Here is a 15,191-nt window from a genome sequence, read left to right as displayed (position 1 = left end):
CGCGCCGCGCAGCTAGAGAAGGCGCATGACCTACGAAATCGAGCGACTGTCCCTGCATGCCGACGGCGTGACCCATGGCCCCGAGGGGACCGTGCATGTCGCCATGGCGCTTCCCGGTGAGGTGGTCGAGGGCGAGGTGATCGACGGCCGCATCGCGCAGCCGAAGATCGTGACGCCGTCGCCCGACCGCGTGAAAGCGCCCTGCCCGCATTACCGCTCCTGCGGGGCCTGTTCGATGCAGCACGCGTCGGAGGCGTTCACCGCCGAGTGGAAGATGGACGTGGTGCGTCAGGCACTGGCCGCGCGCAATTTGGCGCAGCCGGAGATGACAATCGCGACCTCGCCGCTGAATTCGCGCCGGCGGGCGACGCTTTCGGGACGGCGCACGAAGAAGGGCACCTTGGTCGGGTTTCACGCACGCGCCTCGGACACGGTCGTCGAGATACCGAACTGCCTGATCCTGCGGCCCGAGCTGCTGGCCGCGATCCCGATGCTGCACGAGGCGACCGCGATTGCAGGCTCGCGCAAAGGCGAAATCGCCTTCACCCTGACCCTGTCGGAGGCCGGGCTGGAACTCGCGGCACAGGGCGGAAAAGACCCTGATACGGCCCAATTCGAGGCTTTGTCGGCTCTGGCGCGCAGCCACGATCTCGCCCGGCTCAGCTGGAACGGACAGGTCGTCGCGGGGCGGCGACCGGCGATCCAGCAATTCGGAAAAGCGAAAGTCGTGCCGCCGCCGGGCGCGTTTCTGCAAGCGACCCATCATGGCGAAGCGGTGCTGACCGCCTTCGCCAAAGCGGCGATTGGCAACGCGAAGAAGGTGGCCGATCTCTTCGCAGGTTGCGGCACCTTCTCGCTGCCGCTGGCCGAACTGGCCGAGGTCCACGCGGTCGAAGGGGTCGCGGCGATGACCGAGGCGCTCGATCAGGGCTGGCGTCAGTCGCAGGGCCTGCACCGGGTCTCCACCGAGGCGCGCGACCTGTTCCGCCGTCCGCTTCTGCCCGACGAGCTGGCGAAGTTCGACGCGGTGGTGATCGACCCGCCGCGGGCTGGCGCGCAGGCGCAGATCGCCGAGATCGCGGCATCAAAACTCAAGCGGCTGGTCCATGTCTCCTGCAACCCGGTCACCTTCGCGCGCGACGCAGAGACGCTGATTGCAGCGGGCTTCACGCTCGACAAGCTTCTGGTGGTGGATCAGTTCCGGTTTTCCGCTCATGTGGAGCTTGCGGCCCTTTTCACCCGCTAGATGCGACGGCGAAAATCGGGTAGAAAGACTGCAAAACAGCAGTCTCCGAATACAGGCCGAACATGAACCGTCGAACCCTCCTCTTGGGCGGATGCGCCCTCGCAACGCTCGCCGCCTGCGGCGATTCCACCAAATTCAAATCCTATAACGGCCCTGCCGTGACTCAGATCCAGCTCTTCAAGTCGCAGCGGATGATGTATCTGCTGCATGGCGACGAGGTGCTGGAGAAGTACAAGGTGGGCCTTGGCGGCGATCCGGTCGGGCCGAAGCGGTTCGAGGGCGACGGCAAGACCCCGGAAGGGCTCTATTACATCAATCGGCGCAATCCGAACTCGGCCTATTACCTGTCGATCGGTATCAGCTACCCGAATCCGCAGCAGGTGGCCTTCGCGGAATCGCAGGGAAAAAAAGCGGGCGGCGACATCTTCATCCATGGCCGCGACGGCAAAAACAAAGGCAAGGGTCGCGACTGGACCGCGGGCTGCATCGCGGTGAAGGACAAGGAAATCCGCGACATCTACGCGATGGTCCGCGACGGCACGCCGATCTTCATCTTCCCCTGATCGCAGCATCCCCCGGAAATAACAAAGGGCCCCGCGTGGGGCCCTTTTTGCTTGCGGCGGATCTTCGGCTCAGTTGCCGGTGACCATCGTCCACCAGATCTTGCCGGAGGGCTCTTGATACCACGAGAAGCCCATCTGCGTCGCTGCCGGGTTCAGGATCACGTCGCGCGTATCGGCGACCTTCATCCAGGCCGAGAGGGTCTCCATCTCGGTCTCGTAGGTCTCGGAGATATTCTCGCCCAGCACCTGCCCCGGATAGCCGGCGCGCTGCGCCCGGCTCAGCGGCGAGGAGCCGTCGGAGCCCCAGTGCCACGGACGGTTCTGCGCCGCCATGTCCTTGGAATGGGCCAGCGCCGCGGTGGTCAGCGCGTCGTTCAGAACCAGCGGCGCAGCACCGCGCGCCGAACGCAGGCTGTTCACCGATTCCAGCACGCGCTGCGGGATCACCGAGCGATCGCTCGCCGTGATGTTGTAGACTTTCGGCAGCGGCAGGCCATCGGGCCCGAGCTTGGGCTGCGTGTCGGTCGGCTGGCAAGCCGCCAGAGCCACAATCGCGGAGACCGCAAATACAGAAGCGCGCAACATCTTTGGTCCGTCCCTCGTTAAAACGTCAATCTGCATTACACGCTTGTCCCCAGCCGCGCAAACCCCTCTGTCGCTTTGCGGGCACATCCCTGCCAGTTTGATTTGCCGCCGCCGCGCGATCACATTATATTTATCGCAATTGACCCCGTCGCGAACCCGGAGCCTGAGATGTCCCATACGCGCAAGCCCTTCGATCGCCGCGCCTTCCTCGGCGCCGCCGCCTGCCTTGGTGCTGGGCTCGCGCTGCCCGCCCGCGCGCAAACGCCCGATTACGGTCAGGAGCAGTTCGAAACGAACGCCTTTACCAACCAGCGCCGCAATATCTCGAGTTTCCAAAACCGCGACTGGCAGCCCTATTTCTCGAACCTGCGCGGTGGGGCGATCCTTGTGGATACCCATTCGCGGGCATTGCATTACTGGTCGGCGGATCAGTCGATCTACCGTCTCTATCCGACTTCGGTGCCGGTCTCGGAAGAGCTGACGCGGCGGGGCCGGACCTCGGTGATCCGCAAGGTCGAAGGGCCGAGCTGGGCGCCGACGCCCTCGATGAAAAAGCGCAATCCGGAATGGCCCGATTACGTGCCGCCGGGCCCCGATAACCCGCTGGGCACCCATGCGCTCTATCTGTCGTGGCGCTATTACCGCATCCACGGCACGCATGACACGCGCAAGATCGGCCGCAAAAGCTCGAACGGCTGCATTGGTCTTTACAACGAACATATCCAGGAGCTGTTCGGCTTCGCGAAGATCGGCACGCAGGTGCTGCTGATCTGAGCCGCGCCGCCGATCGGACAAAGTAAAACCCCCGGGACTGCGCAGCCCCGGGGGTTTTCAATTCATGGGACAGCGATCAGTGGTTACCACCTTTGCCGCCGCCATGGCCGGACCCGCCGCCCGAACCACCAGCGCCGCTGCCCGAACCCGTGCCGCCGCCAGTGCCGCCGCCCGATCCCGAACCGCCCGTCAAGCCGTCGAGCTTGCCATGGGCGCTTCGTACCATGACGCCGAGCATCTCGTCTTCGCCGGGCGTATCGATGGATTTCACGAGGTTATCCTCGTGCTCTTGGTTGTAAATCACGTCATCCTCGGTCGCCCACGGATTTGCGTGCCCGGCCCAGGAAGCGCCAGCATAGAGAGCCGCCAAGGCGACCAGTCCCATAGTCTTGAGCATTCTCTTTCCTTTCTGCTCTGAGCGGCCCGGTCGTTGCCGGTCCGCAGGGTACGCTTTCACGGCGATCCCTTGCCCCCGCGTCAGAACTTATAAGAAAAGACACTCACGAATCTGTGAGGCAGGACGTCGCAGATCGCGACAGTTTTATCAGTCGATCCAACCGGCGAGGTTTTCTCCGACCACCTCCATCAGCGCCTTGATGTGCAGATCGTCGTCGTTGAGGCACGGAACGTAGGTGAATTTCTCACCGCCCGCGTGCTCGAAAGCCTCGCGGATTTCGCCGTTGATCTCTTCGAGCGTCTCGATGCAATCCGCGCTGAAGGCGGGCGAGATCACCGCGATGTTCTTCTTGCCCTGCTTCGCCAACTCCGCGACATGCTCGACCGTGTAGGGCTTGAGCCATTCCTCGGTGCCGAAGACCGACTGGAAGGTCGTGTCGATCCCGTCCTTGTCCCAGCCGAGCCGTTCGCGCAGCAGACGCGAGGTCTTCTGGCACTGGCAATGGTAGGGGTCGCCTTCCATCAGATAGCGCTTTGGCATCCCGTGATAGGAGGCGACCAGCACGTCGGGCTTCTCGTCGAGCGTGGCATAGACCCGCTCCACCGATTGCGCGAGCGCGTCGATATAGGAGGGCTTGTCGAAATATTCCGGCGCGACGCGCGCAGCGGGCTGGCGCTTTTGCTTCATCAGCGCGCGGAAGAACTGATCGTTCGCGGTGGCCGAGGTCGCGCCCGCATATTGCGGGTAGAGCGGCAGGAACAGGATCTTCTCGCAGCCCTGCGCGACCATCCTGTCGACGACCGACTGGGTCGAGGGATTGCCGTAGCGCATGCAGTAATCGACGACGACCTCCTGACCGTAGCGCGCCGAGACAGCCTCGCGCAGCTTCGCGACCTGCTGCTTGGTGATCGTCATCAGGGGGCTTTCGCCCGCCTCGTTGTTCCAGATCGTCTTGTAGTTCGCGCCCGAGGTGAAGGGCCGCTTCGACAGGATGATGAGCTGCAGCAGCGGCTGCCATTTCCACGCCGGGTAATCGATCACGCGCCGGTCCGAGAGAAACTCGTTCAGATAGCGACGCATCGACCAGTAATCGGTGTTGTCCGGGGTTCCGAGATTGGCGACGAGCAGGCCGATCTTCGCTTCCTTGACGGGCGGGTGATCGGCGGGGGCATGGGCAAGGCGCGTATTTGCGGCGTTGGTCATCGTGTCACTGTCCTGTCGTCATTTATCGCGGAACTTCCACCCGACTTAACGGGTTTCCCGATCTGTGCCAATGCGGCCTATTCAACCGGGACAGGATCACTTACGGTCTTCACATGGCAATGGATGACATGACCGGGAAAAAACCGGCCCCGCCCGCTCTCGACCCGTCGCGAGACGCGTTGTTCCTAGATTTCGACGGATGTCTGGTGGACATAGCGCCCCGCCCGGATGCGGTGATCGTGCCGCAAAATCTGCCGCGTTTGCTCGAACAACTCTCGGAGGCGCTCAACGGGGCGCTCGCGGTTGTCTCGGGGCGATCCCTGCACGAGCTGGAACGTTTCCTGGACGGCTTTGACGGTTTGATGGTCGGCTCCCACGGCTCGGAAGCGCGCGGCATGGAGCCGCCGATGGCCGAGACCCCACAACATCTGGGCGCGGTCAAAGAGGATCTGGCCGGGTTCGCTCAGGACCACGATCTCATTTTTGAAGACAAGAGCCACGGCGCCGCAGTCCATTTCCGTTCCAACCCCGCCAAGCAAGGTCAAGTCGAAGCCTTCACCGAAGAGCTGACCGCGCGCTATGACGGTTTCACGATCCAGCCCGCGAAAATGGCGGTCGAAATACGTCCCGAGGGGTTCTCGAAGGATGGCGCCCTGGCGATCCTGTCCGACCTCGTGCAGTTCGGCGGTCGCAATCCGGTCTATGCGGGCGACGACACGACCGACGAGCCCGCGCTGGCCTGGGCCGAAGCGCATGGCGGCTTCGGCATCAAGGTCGGTGACGGAGAGAGCGTAGCGCGCTATCACCTTGACGAGCCGATGGATGTGCGCGCCTGGCTCGCCGCTGCCGTGGCACGCTGAATGAGGAACGTCGAATGGGCCGCCTGATCTGCATCTCCAACCGCATTCCCACCGGGGCCAATCCCTCCGGCGGGCTGGTCGTGGCGCTTGGCGATGTGCTGGAGGAAACCGGCGGTATCTGGATCGGCACCTCGGGCGAGATCGCCGACACGCCTGCCGCTGAGTTGCGCGAGATCGAGGGCGGGCCGTTCAGACGTTACTGCTTCGATCTGACTCAGGAAGAGCAGGACAACTATTACGCGGGCTATTCGAATTCGGTGCTCTGGCCGCTGTTCCACGGTCGCGCCGATCTGATGGATATCCATCAGGAATATCTGGGCGTCTACAAGCAGGTGAACCGACGGATCGCGAAGCTCGTGGCGCCGTTCCTGAAACCCGACGACCGGATCTGGGTGCAGGATTACCATCTTCTGCCGCTGGCCTACGAGCTGCGCCTGATGGGCGTGACCAATCCCATCGGGTTCTTTCTGCACACGCCCTTCCCCGGCCCGACCGCGATGCAGGCCCTGCCCAACGGGCGCGAGGTCTGCCAGTGGATCGCGAATTACGACCTCGTGGGCCTTCAGGCAGAGCGCGACGTGCGCGCCTGTCTCCACTCGATGATCGAGATCGCCGACGCCTCCAATCTCGGCGCCGGCTATGTGCATCTCTCGCCCCGTCAATGCCGGATCGCCGCGTTCCCGATTTCGATCGATGCGCGAGAGTTTCAGGAACTGGCGGAGACCGAGTTCGATAAACTGCCCGCCGGGATCGTGAAGGATCACCGCCGGCTGATGATCGGCGTCGACCGGCTGGATTATTCCAAAGGTGTGCCGCATCGCTTCCGCGCATTCGGCGAATTTCTCGAGCGGCACGAGGACTGGCATCGTTACGTCTCGCTCTTGCAGATCTCGCCGCCGACCCGCGAGGGCGTGCAGGCCTATGACGATATTCGCGAAGAGACCGAGCATCTCTCGGGCCGCATCAACGGCCAATTCGCCGACATCCAATGGGTCCCGATCCGCTTCATCAACCGCGCAGTGCCGCGCGAAGTGCTGGCGGGGCTCTATCGCGCCTCGCATGTCGCGCTGGTGACACCCCTGATGGACGGGATGAACCTCGTGGCGAAGGAGTTCATTGCGGCGCAGAACCCCGACGATCCCGGCGTTCTGATGCTGTCGCAATTCGCGGGCGCGGCCGAGCAGATGGATGCGGCGCTGATGGTGAACCCGCACGATCCCGAACAGGTCGCGACCTCGATGCTGACCGCGCTGATGATGTCGCGCGGCGAACGGCGGGAACGCTATCGGTCGCTGATGACGGGGCTGACCACCTATGACGTGCATTGGTGGTCGAAGTCTTTCCTCGACGCGCTAGGCTGAGCCGGGCTTGTCGCCGCTCGGGCGTTCGGTGGTGCCCAGCGCATCGGCGAGCCGCTGTGCCGCGGACCCCGGACGCAACGGTTTTTGCTGATCGGGATGCGGCTTCCAGCCGGTGAGCCAGACCATATCGAAGGTCGCGCGCACCCGGCCATCGGGCTCCTGATAGGTCTCGATATAAAGTCGCAGCGCCTCGGTCAGCACGTCACGGCGCAGGAAGCGGCGATCGCGGGCGGCAAGCGCATTGGTCTCGCCCATCGCGCGCAGGTCCGACAACAGCCGCAGCGGCGTCTCGTAGGTCACCTTGCGTGTCACGGCATCGGCCACCGGCAGCGCCAGCCCCGCCCGCTGGATCAGCGCGCCGAGATCACGAATTTCGCCCATCGGCACGATCCGCGGGCTCAAGCCTCCGGTGATCGCTGCCTCGGCCTGCGCCAGCGCGGCGCGCAGTTCGTTGAGCGTCTGGCCGCCGAACATCACGCCGATGAAAAGCCCGTCGGGTTTCAGCGCACGCGACGCCTGCACCATCTGCCCGACCGGATCATTCGCCCAATGCAGACAGAGCGCGTGGACCACCAGATCATGCGCGCCCTCCTCGAGATCGAGCACATCCGTATCAGCCACGATCTTCGCCTCGGGAAGAATTTCGCGCCACGGTTCGGGAAATGCGGCGATCAGGGCTGGCTCCGTAAAGGTTCTGTTAACCTCTAGCAGCCTTTCCTCAAGTTCAGCCGCCGCGTCCTCGTGCAAGAACAGTTCGGGGGCACGGGCGGCGCGAACTCTGTGGCGCTCGAGCGCGGCGCGGTCGGTCAGAAGGGGCGGCGTATCCATGGCAGAAACCCTTAACGAGGTTCGCAGCCGGATGCTAGCGGCGGGACGTCTGGGATTGCGCGCGCTCTTCCCCCCGCGCTGCATCGCTTGCGGCGACGCGGTCGGCACGGATTTCGGCCTTTGCGGTGCGTGCTGGTCCGAGGCCACCTTCGCGCGCGGCACGGTCTGCGACGCCTGCGGCACGCCGCTGCCCGGCGAAAGCGAGACGGCCATCCTTTGCGATGACTGCCTCACCCATCCGCGGCCCTGGGCGCGGGGACGCACGGTGATGCATTACTCGGGCACCGGGCGCGATCTTGTGCTAGCGCTGAAACATGGCGACCGGCTCGATCTGGTGCCGCCGCTGGCGGATTGGATGGCGCGGACCGTGGAGTCGCTCCTGACGCCCGACACGCTGATCGCGCCGATCCCGCTGCATCGGCTGCGGCTGCTGCGACGGCGCTACAATCAAGCGGCGGAACTGGCGCGTGCGCTGGCCCGGCGCACCGGCCACGACTACTGCGCCGATCTCTTCACCCGCGCCCGCCCGACGTCGAGCCAGAAGGGCAAAAGCCGGGAGGAGCGGCACACCAATCTCGACGGCGCGATCACCGTCACGCCGCGCCGCGCGGCGCTGCTGCACGGGCGTCCGCTCCTGATCGTCGATGACGTGATGACCTCGGGGGCCACGCTTTCCGCCGCGACGGAGGCGGCGTTGAGCGCAGGTGCAAAGCGGATCTGCACTGTGACACTGGCACGCGTTGCGAAGGCACCCTAAATCCCTATAGTCTCGCAGACCAAAGGGAATTGAGAATGAAACGCGTCGAAATCTACGTCACCAGAACCTGCCCCTTCTGCATCATGGCCAAGCGCCTGTTAGACAAGAAGGGCATCTCCTACGAGGAAACCGATGTCGGGCGCGAACCGCAACTGCGCGCCGCGATGACCCAGCGCGCCAATGGCCGCCGGACCGTCCCGCAGATCTTCATCGGCGACGAGCCGATCGGCGGCTGCGACGAGCTGCACGCGCTCGAACATTCGGGCAAGCTCGATCAGATGCTGGCGAGCTGACGCGATGAAGGCGGCGCTCGTTCAGCTTTCGGTAACGGATGATCCGGCACAGAACCTGCCGGTCACGCTCGACTTCATCCGCGATGCCGCGTCGAAAGGTGCGCAGCTGATCGCGACGCCGGAATGCACCAACCTGATCTCGTCGGATCGCGCCCATCAAAACGCGGTCCTGCACCACGAGCATCACGACCCGACGCTGGAGGCGCTTTGCAACGAGGCAGAGCGCCTCGGCGTCTATATCCTGATCGGCTCGCTCTGCCTGAAATCCGGAGACGATGCGCGCTTCGCCAATCGCTCCTTCCTGATCGGGCGCAAGGGCAATATCAAAGCCCGCTACGACAAGATCCACATGTTCGACGTGGACGTGTCCGAGACCGAACGCTACCGCGAATCCGAGGCCTACCGCCCCGGGCGCGAAGCGGTTCTGGGCGCCACTAAATACGCTCAGCTCGGCCTGTCGGTCTGCTACGACCTGCGCTTCCCGCATCTCTACCGGACGCTGGCGCAGGCCGGGGCGCAGGTGTTGACGATCCCGGCGGCGTTCAACGACACGACCGGGGCCGCCCATTGGGAGGTTCTGGTGCGTGCCCGCGCGATCGAGAATACCTGCTTCGTGCTGGCGCCCGCGCAATGCGGCACCCATGCCGCGCATGGCGGTCGGCCGCGCCGGACCTGGGGCCATTCGCTGGCGGTCGATCCGTGGGGCAAGGTGCTGGCCGATGGCGGAACCGAGCCAGGCGTGACGCAGGTCGAACTCGATCTCGATCAGGTGGACGCGGTGCGCTCGCGCCTGCGGTCCCTCTTCCATGACCGGAGCTTTGAAGCGCCGTGAGCACCCCGCCCGAGAACGATCCGCTTGCCGCGACGCTGTTCGCCGAGGTCTTCATGGCCGATCAGTTGGCGCGCAACGTGGTGAGCCGTGCCCTGCCGAAGGGCATGGAGATCTCGCATTTCTCGGTGCTCAACCTGCTGGCCCATATCAACGAAGAGCGCACGCCCGCCCAACTGGCCGAGGCGCTGCATGTGACCCGCGGTGCGATGACCAACACGCTCGCAAAGCTGGAATGGGCGGGGCATGTGCATATCCGGCCCGACTGGGACGATGCGCGGCGCAAATGGGTGTCGCTCTCGCCCTCCGGCAGGCGCGCGCGCGATGCGGCGCTGGCCTCTCTGATGCCGATCATCGGGGGGATCGTGCGCGATCTCGGCCCCGATAAGGTCCGCGCCACCCTGCCGGTTCTGCGCGAATTGCGCGCCCGCCTCGGCCAGGCCTGAACTCGGCAGGGGCTCTGCCCCTCTGGCCTGCGGCCATTCACCCCGGGATATTTCCGCCAAGCCGAAATCCGGCTCTTTGCTCTTGTTCAAATATCCCGGGGGAGCGCGGCACGCGCGGGGGCAGAGCCCCCTCCCCTCACAGACGAAAAGACCCCGCCGTTTCGCACGGCGGGGCAAGGCGCGTGCCGAGGAGCGGCCCTCGGCACCGGCGGTAACTTCTAATTCTTGAGAGAGGGCTGAGCCTCAGTTCATCTCGGCGCGGATCTGCTGGCGCAGCAGGTCGATCGGGACCTGTTTGCCATCGCGCTTGAACGTCCAGTAGGTCCAGCCATTGCAGCTCGGCGCGCCTTCGAGATGGGCGCCGACCTGATGGATCGAGCCTTTCACGTCGTCGCCGATCAGCGTGCCGTCCGCGCGGACCTTGGCCTTGTGGCGACCGTTGAGCGAATACAGTTCTTCGCCCGGGCGCAGCATGCCGCGTTCGACCAGTTGGCCGAAGGGCACACGCGGCTCGGCGCGTTTCGAGGTGGAGACTTCCAGCGCTTCCTTGTCGAATTTGCGGATCTTGGCGAGGCGCTTCAGCGCGACTTCGCGATACGCCTCTTCGCGCTCGATACCGATGAAATCGCGGCCCAGCATCTTCGCCACGGCGCCGGTGGTGCCGGTGCCGAAGAACGGGTCGAGGATCACGTCGCCGGGATTGGTGGTGCCGACGAGGACACGGTGCAGCAGCGCCTCGGGCTTTTGGGTCGGGTGGGCTTTCTCGCCGTTCGAATCCTTCAGACGCTCGCCGCCATTGCAGATCGGGATCACCCAGTCGGAGCGCATCTGCACCCCTTCATTGAGCGATTTCAGCGCCTCGTAGTTGAAGGTGTATTTCGCGCCTTCGGATTTCGACGCCCAGATCAGCGTCTCATGCGCGTTGGTCAGGCGTTTGCCGCGGAAGTTCGGCATCGGGTTCGACTTGCGCCACACGACGTCGTTGAGAATCCAGAAGCCCTGGTTCTGCAGCTCTGCGCCCATGCGGAACACGTTGTGATAGGAGCCGATCACCCACATCGCGCCATTCGGCTTGAGGATGCGGCGCGCGGCCTTCAGCCAGTCGCGGGTGAAATTGTCGTAATGCGCGAAGGAGCCGAACTGGTCCCACGCGTCATCGACCGCGTCGACCTTGGAATTATCGGGGCGGTGCAGATCACCGCGCAACTGTAGATTGTAGGGCGGATCGGCGAAGATCAGGTCCACACTGTCCTCGGGCAGCGAGTTCATCATCTCGATGCAATCGCCATCCAGAATTTCGTTCAGGGGCAGTGCATTGCGCACCACCGGAGTCTTGGTCTTTGCCATTTTTAGCCTCTTAACTGCCCGCCTCAGGGCCCAATATCTGGGAGCCGGCTTTGTGCCGATCTATGGCTATAAAAATGAGTCAAAGGCGATTCATCGTCAATTTCTTTTTTGAATCAAGGGGTTATATAATTCGCTTGGCACAAGATATTGTGGACCGGCTTGAAGCTTCGTCTATGAACGGGGGTGACCCCTAAATCTAGAAGCGCCTGCAGATGGTCCTTGGTCGGGTAGCCCGCATTCCGCTCCCAGCCGTAGCCCGGATACTGTTGCGCCAAATCCACCATGAGCAAATCGCGGGCCTCTTTCGCGAGGATCGAGGCCGCCGCGATCGACAAAGAGCGGGCATCGCCCTTCACGATCGGTTCGCTGGACAACTTCAGGTCGCGCGGCACTCGGTTGCCGTCGACGAGGACATGATCGGCGGTGCGGGCCAGCCCTTCGACCGCGCGGCACATCGCGAGATGCGAGGCGTGGTAGATATTGAGCTCGTCGATTTCCTCGACGCTGGCATGGGCCACGCAGAACTCGGCGCAGTCCATGATCTGCGCGGCCAGATCGGCGCGGCGCTTTGCGGTGAGCTTCTTCGAGTCGTTGAGACCTTCGGGAATGCGGGCGGGATCGAGAATGACCGCCGCTGACGTCACGGGACCGCAAAGCGGACCGCGGCCCACCTCGTCCACGCCTGCAACGATGGTCAGGCCGCGCGCGAAGGCGGCTTCTTCGAAAGAGAAATCGGGGTTCTGTGCCATTTCTTCGGAATGCCCCGGAACGGCAGGTCTGTTCAATGAAAAAGCGGGGACCCGAAGGCCCCCGCACTGCTCGACGACGCTCTTATGGCGTCTGCCGCATGGCTTAACGCCGGCTGAGACGGATGCCGCGATCTTCCAGGCAGTTGCTGCCATAGACTTTCTCGACGCCATGACGGCCGGTCTTCATCGTGAAGGTGCAATTGGCGGGTAGGCGGCGCTCGGTGCGGCGATCGAGGCAGGAGGCGGAGACCACCTCGCCCCAGCCGCGGCGGGTCTTCACGCGCTGCACGCATTGCGCGGGCAGGCGGATACGGTCGCGGCTGTAGCGATCGCGGTACCGGTCGTGGTCGCGGTCGTAACGCTCCTGCGCGCGCTGGCGGCGGGCCTCGGCTTCGCGGCGCTCGCGCTCGCGGCGTTCACGTTCCAGACGACGCTGGCGATCCTGCCAGCTCTCGTAGCGCGGCTGCGCCTTCTTCGCCTTGTGATCCTTCTTGTTCATCCCGTCGAGGATCAGCGCGGCAGCACCGACCCCAAGCAGGATGCTCAGCGCCTGACGGTCCTTCTTGCCCAGCGCGGCGGCGGGCGTGGCGCTGATCGCAACGGATCCCAGCGCGAGGGCGAGGGCGGTGATGGCGGCGGTGGCCTTGGTCTTGAGGCTCATGGCTTCGGTCCTTTCACTCGGCAGCCCGGAAGGCCGCATGACGTCGATGAACCGAGATTGGGCCGAGGGGCGAAAGTCAGGCAATAACGGCCCCCTGCTATCGGATAACAGGTGGGCCAACCCCCTTTGGCTATTGAATAACACGGGCGTTGAGCGCAGCGTGTTCCACATGAAACACGTAGTCCTCATATTGGCGCTTCTCGCCTCTGCCTCGGCCGCGCAGGCCGAGTGCTATGCCGATTACAAGGCCAAGCGCGACAACCCGTTGCAGCTGCAATACGGGGTGGCGCAGGTCTCGGACTCGGCCTGTTCGAAACAGGCGGCGGCGCGCGAATTGGCGCCGAAGCTGAAAGCCGATGGGTGGACCTTGCTGACGGTTCTCTCCACATTCGGCCCCGATGGCTTGGAGCAAAGGAAGGCCAGTGCCGGACAATATTTCCTCCGTTACTGATAGTTTACGACTCGGCTCGCGCGCGGTTGTGGGCGGGATCGTGGCCGTGGTCGCGATTCTCGCCGTGGCCGCCGTGCTGCTGTTCGCGAATCTGCCCAATGCCGATGCGTTCAACGCGCGGGTCGAGCAGATCTTCGTGCAGAACGACAACCTGACCTCGCAGGCCGAGATCAAACTGCTGGAGGTTCTGGCACAGTCGGGCACCGCGTTCTCGGACGTGCTGGCGAATTACCGGGTGATCATCTTCATCCTGCTGATCTTCGCCGCCGCGTTGCTGATCGCGACGATCGTGTTCTTGCTGCTCCTGATCGCGCTGAACAAGCGGATGACCGAGATTCGCCGCGCCGGGATCGAGGTGCAGTCCTTACGCATCCTTCGCGGGGAAAACGCGGTGATGCTCAACGATATGGGCTTCACGCTGACCCCGGCCGCGATCGAGACGCTGTCGGTGCTGGCCGAGGCGCGGATGGATGACGACATCCTCACCGGCGCGCAGATCGAGGCGATGATCTCGGGCCGGGACGAGGCCGATTGCGACGAGGCGGCGGGCGCGACACGGATCAAACGGCTGCGCGACAGCCTCGGAAATCAGCTCGTCAGCGAGCTTCTCGTGCGCAACATTTCCCGCAAAGGCTATGCACTTAGCGTGGCCAAGGATGCGATCCGAGTCGACTGATCCGGTTGCGCCACTGTCACATGCGCCCTATATCGCAGGGTCTGTTGACCCGAGGGAGAGCCATGTCCGACACGCCCTTCTACCTGATCGACGAGGCGCGCCTGCGCGAGAACATGCGCAAGATCGAGCGTCTGCGCGAGCGTTCCGGCGCGAAAGCTCTGCTGGCGCTGAAATGTTTCGCCACATGGTCGGCCTTCGACATCATGAAGCCCTACATGGATGGCACGACCTCCAGCTCGCTGTTCGAGCTGCATCTGGGGCGTGAGAAATTCGGCAAGGAAACCCATGCCTATTCGGTCGCCTGGGCGGACGGTGAGATCGACGAGGCCATCGGTTACGCCGACAAGATCATCTTCAACTCGCTGAGCCAGCTGGATCGCTTCGGCGACAAGGCCGCGCATATCGAGCGTGGCCTGCGCCTGAACCCGCGGTTTTCGACCTCCGGCTTCGATCTCGCGGACCCGGCGCGGCCGTTCTCGCGTCTGGGCGAATGGGATGCCGAGCGGCTAGAGGCGGCGATGGACCGCATCTCGGGCGTAATGATCCACTACAATTGCGAGAACGCCGATTTCGCGCTGTTCGACCATCAGCTGAGCCGCATCGAGGCCGAGTTCGGCGACATCCTGAAACGTCTGAAATGGGTCAGCCTCGGCGGCGGCATCCATTTCACCGGCGACGATTACCCGCTCGACGCGCTCGCCGACCGGCTGAAGAAATTCTCCGAGGATTTCGACGTGCAGGCCTATCTCGAGCCCGGCGAGGCTTCGATCACGCAAACCGCCTCGCTCGAGGTGACGGTGCTCGACATTCTCGACAACGGTAAGAAGATCGCCATCGTCGATAGCAGTATCGAGGCGCATATGCTCGACCTGCTGATCTATCGCGAGACCGCCAAGCTGCCGCAGCAGGGCGAATACGAATACCAGATCGCGGGCAAGACCTGCCTCGCGGGCGACATCTTCGGCGAGGCGCGGTTCGACAAACCGCTCGAAATCGGCGACCGTATCTCGATTGCCGATGCCGCCGGTTACACGATGGTCAAGAAGAACTGGTTCAACGGCGTGGCGATGCCCGCCATCGCCATCCGCCGCGAAGATGGGAACATCGACCGGATTCGCGACTTCACCTATGAGGATTATCGCGCCTCATTGTCCTGAGGGCCCAC

General features: G+C 63.9%; 19 protein-coding genes. 12 read left to right on the top strand and 7 right to left on the bottom strand.

The genetic code is table 11. The features are described from left to right. Nucleotides 1–25: 25 nt before the first annotated feature. Together BMI91_RS16500 and BMI91_RS16495 are read left to right on the top strand one after the other, a co-directional pair. Entirely contained in the window at nucleotides 26–1,246 is a 1,221-nt protein-coding gene (locus BMI91_RS16500) for a class I SAM-dependent RNA methyltransferase (protein ID WP_078605931.1), read from the top strand. A 62-nt stretch (nucleotides 1,247–1,308) separates the two neighbouring features. Continuing rightward, nucleotides 1,309–1,809 carry a L,D-transpeptidase family protein gene (locus BMI91_RS16495; RefSeq protein ID WP_078570686.1) on the top strand — a complete coding sequence of 167 codons (501 nt, stop codon included), beginning with the start codon at nucleotides 1,309–1,311 and terminating at the stop codon, nucleotides 1,807–1,809. Between the two features lie 69 nt (nucleotides 1,810–1,878). Here BMI91_RS16495 and dalA read toward each other — a convergent pair whose 3' ends face one another. Then, nucleotides 1,879–2,394, bottom strand: a complete 516-nt coding sequence (dalA, locus tag BMI91_RS16490) for a divisome-associated lipoprotein DalA (RefSeq protein WP_078570685.1) — start codon at nucleotides 2,392–2,394, stop codon at nucleotides 1,879–1,881. Between the two features lie 168 nt (nucleotides 2,395–2,562). On the opposite strand from dalA, the gene BMI91_RS16485 reads away from it, so the two are divergent. Continuing rightward, complete coding sequence (locus BMI91_RS16485; RefSeq protein ID WP_078522215.1) at nucleotides 2,563–3,168, top strand: L,D-transpeptidase; 606 nt, start codon at nucleotides 2,563–2,565, stop codon at nucleotides 3,166–3,168. 76 nt (nucleotides 3,169–3,244) lie between these two features. On the opposite strand, the gene BMI91_RS19725 is transcribed toward BMI91_RS16485, so the two are convergent. Both BMI91_RS19725 and hemH read right to left on the bottom strand, forming a co-directional pair. Beyond that, on the bottom strand, nucleotides 3,245–3,565 hold the full coding sequence (locus tag BMI91_RS19725) for a hypothetical protein (RefSeq protein ID WP_093477223.1): 321 nt from the start codon (nucleotides 3,563–3,565) through the stop codon (nucleotides 3,245–3,247). 147 nt (nucleotides 3,566–3,712) lie between these two features. Beyond that, nucleotides 3,713–4,768 carry a ferrochelatase gene (gene hemH / locus BMI91_RS16475; RefSeq protein WP_078605930.1) on the bottom strand — a complete coding sequence of 352 codons (1,056 nt, stop codon included), beginning with the start codon at nucleotides 4,766–4,768 and terminating at the stop codon, nucleotides 3,713–3,715. 113 nt (nucleotides 4,769–4,881) lie between these two features. Between hemH and otsB the strand changes: the two genes are divergently transcribed. Together otsB and BMI91_RS16465 are read left to right on the top strand one after the other, a co-directional pair. Further along, nucleotides 4,882–5,628, top strand: coding sequence for a trehalose-phosphatase (gene otsB, locus BMI91_RS16470; RefSeq protein ID WP_078605929.1), 747 nt, complete (start codon nucleotides 4,882–4,884; stop codon nucleotides 5,626–5,628). A gap of 14 nt (nucleotides 5,629–5,642) precedes the next feature. Beyond that, complete coding sequence (locus BMI91_RS16465; protein ID WP_078522211.1) at nucleotides 5,643–6,989, top strand: alpha,alpha-trehalose-phosphate synthase (UDP-forming); 1,347 nt, start codon at nucleotides 5,643–5,645, stop codon at nucleotides 6,987–6,989. Here the strand turns inward: BMI91_RS16465 and BMI91_RS16460 are convergent. Further along, nucleotides 6,981–7,817, bottom strand: coding sequence for a methyltransferase domain-containing protein (locus tag BMI91_RS16460; RefSeq protein WP_078602356.1), 837 nt, complete (start codon nucleotides 7,815–7,817; stop codon nucleotides 6,981–6,983). The two genes, BMI91_RS16465 and BMI91_RS16460, sit on opposite strands and share 9 nt — an antisense overlap. Between BMI91_RS16460 and BMI91_RS16455 the strand changes: the two genes are divergently transcribed. From BMI91_RS16455 to BMI91_RS16440, 4 genes are read left to right on the top strand one after another with little or no spacing between them, the layout of a single operon-like run. Then, a complete protein-coding gene (locus BMI91_RS16455; protein ID WP_244176669.1) occupies nucleotides 7,816–8,574 on the top strand; it encodes a ComF family protein in 759 nt (252 codons plus the stop codon). The genes BMI91_RS16460 and BMI91_RS16455 overlap by 2 nt on opposite strands. A 35-nt stretch (nucleotides 8,575–8,609) precedes the next feature. Continuing rightward, a complete protein-coding gene (grxC, locus tag BMI91_RS16450) occupies nucleotides 8,610–8,867 on the top strand; it encodes a glutaredoxin 3 (RefSeq protein ID WP_078550954.1) in 258 nt (85 codons plus the stop codon). A gap of 4 nt (nucleotides 8,868–8,871) precedes the next feature. Beyond that, complete coding sequence (locus BMI91_RS16445) at nucleotides 8,872–9,699, top strand: carbon-nitrogen hydrolase family protein (RefSeq protein WP_078605928.1); 828 nt, start codon at nucleotides 8,872–8,874, stop codon at nucleotides 9,697–9,699. Nucleotides 9,700–9,752: 53 nt separating this feature from the next. After that, complete coding sequence (locus BMI91_RS16440) at nucleotides 9,753–10,142, top strand: MarR family winged helix-turn-helix transcriptional regulator (protein ID WP_078541755.1); 390 nt, start codon at nucleotides 9,753–9,755, stop codon at nucleotides 10,140–10,142. 243 nt (nucleotides 10,143–10,385) lie between these two features. Here BMI91_RS16440 and BMI91_RS16435 read toward each other — a convergent pair whose 3' ends face one another. From BMI91_RS16435 to BMI91_RS16425, 3 genes are all read right to left on the bottom strand, one after another. Next, the gene (locus BMI91_RS16435; protein ID WP_078550956.1) at nucleotides 10,386–11,489 is read right to left on the bottom strand and encodes a site-specific DNA-methyltransferase; all 1,104 of its coding nucleotides are present in this window, start codon (nucleotides 11,487–11,489) and stop codon (nucleotides 10,386–10,388) included. Between the two features lie 113 nt (nucleotides 11,490–11,602). Then, nucleotides 11,603–12,238, bottom strand: a complete 636-nt coding sequence (locus tag BMI91_RS16430) for a ribonuclease HII (RefSeq protein ID WP_078605927.1) — start codon at nucleotides 12,236–12,238, stop codon at nucleotides 11,603–11,605. Nucleotides 12,239–12,341: 103 nt separating this feature from the next. Then, nucleotides 12,342–12,899, bottom strand: coding sequence for a hypothetical protein (locus tag BMI91_RS16425; RefSeq protein ID WP_078605926.1), 558 nt, complete (start codon nucleotides 12,897–12,899; stop codon nucleotides 12,342–12,344). A gap of 169 nt (nucleotides 12,900–13,068) precedes the next feature. Here BMI91_RS16425 and BMI91_RS16420 point away from each other — a divergent pair, with 169 nt between their 5' ends. From BMI91_RS16420 to nspC, 3 genes are all read left to right on the top strand, one after another. Continuing rightward, the gene (locus BMI91_RS16420; protein WP_078606077.1) at nucleotides 13,069–13,350 is read left to right on the top strand and encodes a hypothetical protein; all 282 of its coding nucleotides are present in this window, start codon (nucleotides 13,069–13,071) and stop codon (nucleotides 13,348–13,350) included. Then, the gene (locus BMI91_RS16415; protein WP_098409595.1) at nucleotides 13,322–14,026 is read left to right on the top strand and encodes a helix-turn-helix domain-containing protein; all 705 of its coding nucleotides are present in this window, start codon (nucleotides 13,322–13,324) and stop codon (nucleotides 14,024–14,026) included. Before BMI91_RS16420 ends, BMI91_RS16415 begins: the two co-directional genes overlap by 29 nt. Nucleotides 14,027–14,088: 62 nt before the next feature. Then, nucleotides 14,089–15,183: a carboxynorspermidine decarboxylase gene (gene nspC / locus BMI91_RS16410; protein ID WP_078605925.1), complete on the top strand. Its 1,095-nt coding sequence runs from the start codon at nucleotides 14,089–14,091 to the stop codon at nucleotides 15,181–15,183. Nucleotides 15,184–15,191 lie beyond the last annotated feature (8 nt).

This window comes from Thioclava sediminum, assembly GCF_002020355.1.
In the GTDB taxonomy this organism is placed as follows: Bacteria; Pseudomonadota; Alphaproteobacteria; order Rhodobacterales; family Rhodobacteraceae; genus Thioclava; species Thioclava sediminum.
Note: the sequence above shows the minus strand (reverse complement) of the source record. Positions and strands in the feature narration are given on the sequence as shown.

Excerpts from the sequence above, each read along its gene's own strand:
- dalA (WP_078570685.1), bottom strand. The coding sequence starts at position 2,394 with ATGTTGCGCGCTTCTGTATTTGCGGTCTCCGCGATTGTGGCTCTGGCG.
- BMI91_RS19725 (WP_093477223.1), bottom strand. The coding sequence starts at position 3,565 with ATGCTCAAGACTATGGGACTGGTCGCCTTGGCGGCTCTCTATGCTGGC.
- BMI91_RS16455 (WP_244176669.1), top strand. The coding sequence starts at position 7,816 with ATGGCAGAAACCCTTAACGAGGTTCGCAGCCGGATGCTAGCGGCGGGA.
- nspC (WP_078605925.1), top strand. The coding sequence starts at position 14,089 with ATGTCCGACACGCCCTTCTACCTGATCGACGAGGCGCGCCTGCGCGAG.
- BMI91_RS16460 (WP_078602356.1), bottom strand. The coding sequence starts at position 7,817 with ATGGATACGCCGCCCCTTCTGACCGACCGCGCCGCGCTCGAGCGCCAC.
- BMI91_RS16425 (WP_078605926.1), bottom strand. The coding sequence starts at position 12,899 with ATGAGCCTCAAGACCAAGGCCACCGCCGCCATCACCGCCCTCGCCCTC.
- BMI91_RS16465 (WP_078522211.1), top strand. The coding sequence starts at position 5,643 with ATGGGCCGCCTGATCTGCATCTCCAACCGCATTCCCACCGGGGCCAAT.
- otsB (WP_078605929.1), top strand. The coding sequence starts at position 4,882 with ATGGCAATGGATGACATGACCGGGAAAAAACCGGCCCCGCCCGCTCTC.
- BMI91_RS16435 (WP_078550956.1), bottom strand. The coding sequence starts at position 11,489 with ATGGCAAAGACCAAGACTCCGGTGGTGCGCAATGCACTGCCCCTGAAC.
- BMI91_RS16485 (WP_078522215.1), top strand. The coding sequence starts at position 2,563 with ATGTCCCATACGCGCAAGCCCTTCGATCGCCGCGCCTTCCTCGGCGCC.
- BMI91_RS16445 (WP_078605928.1), top strand. The coding sequence starts at position 8,872 with ATGAAGGCGGCGCTCGTTCAGCTTTCGGTAACGGATGATCCGGCACAG.
- hemH (WP_078605930.1), bottom strand. The coding sequence starts at position 4,768 with ATGACCAACGCCGCAAATACGCGCCTTGCCCATGCCCCCGCCGATCAC.
- grxC (WP_078550954.1), top strand. The coding sequence starts at position 8,610 with ATGAAACGCGTCGAAATCTACGTCACCAGAACCTGCCCCTTCTGCATC.
- BMI91_RS16440 (WP_078541755.1), top strand. The coding sequence starts at position 9,753 with ATGGCCGATCAGTTGGCGCGCAACGTGGTGAGCCGTGCCCTGCCGAAG.
- BMI91_RS16420 (WP_078606077.1), top strand. The coding sequence starts at position 13,069 with ATGAAACACGTAGTCCTCATATTGGCGCTTCTCGCCTCTGCCTCGGCC.
- BMI91_RS16430 (WP_078605927.1), bottom strand. The coding sequence starts at position 12,238 with ATGGCACAGAACCCCGATTTCTCTTTCGAAGAAGCCGCCTTCGCGCGC.
- BMI91_RS16495 (WP_078570686.1), top strand. The coding sequence starts at position 1,309 with ATGAACCGTCGAACCCTCCTCTTGGGCGGATGCGCCCTCGCAACGCTC.
- BMI91_RS16500 (WP_078605931.1), top strand. The coding sequence starts at position 26 with ATGACCTACGAAATCGAGCGACTGTCCCTGCATGCCGACGGCGTGACC.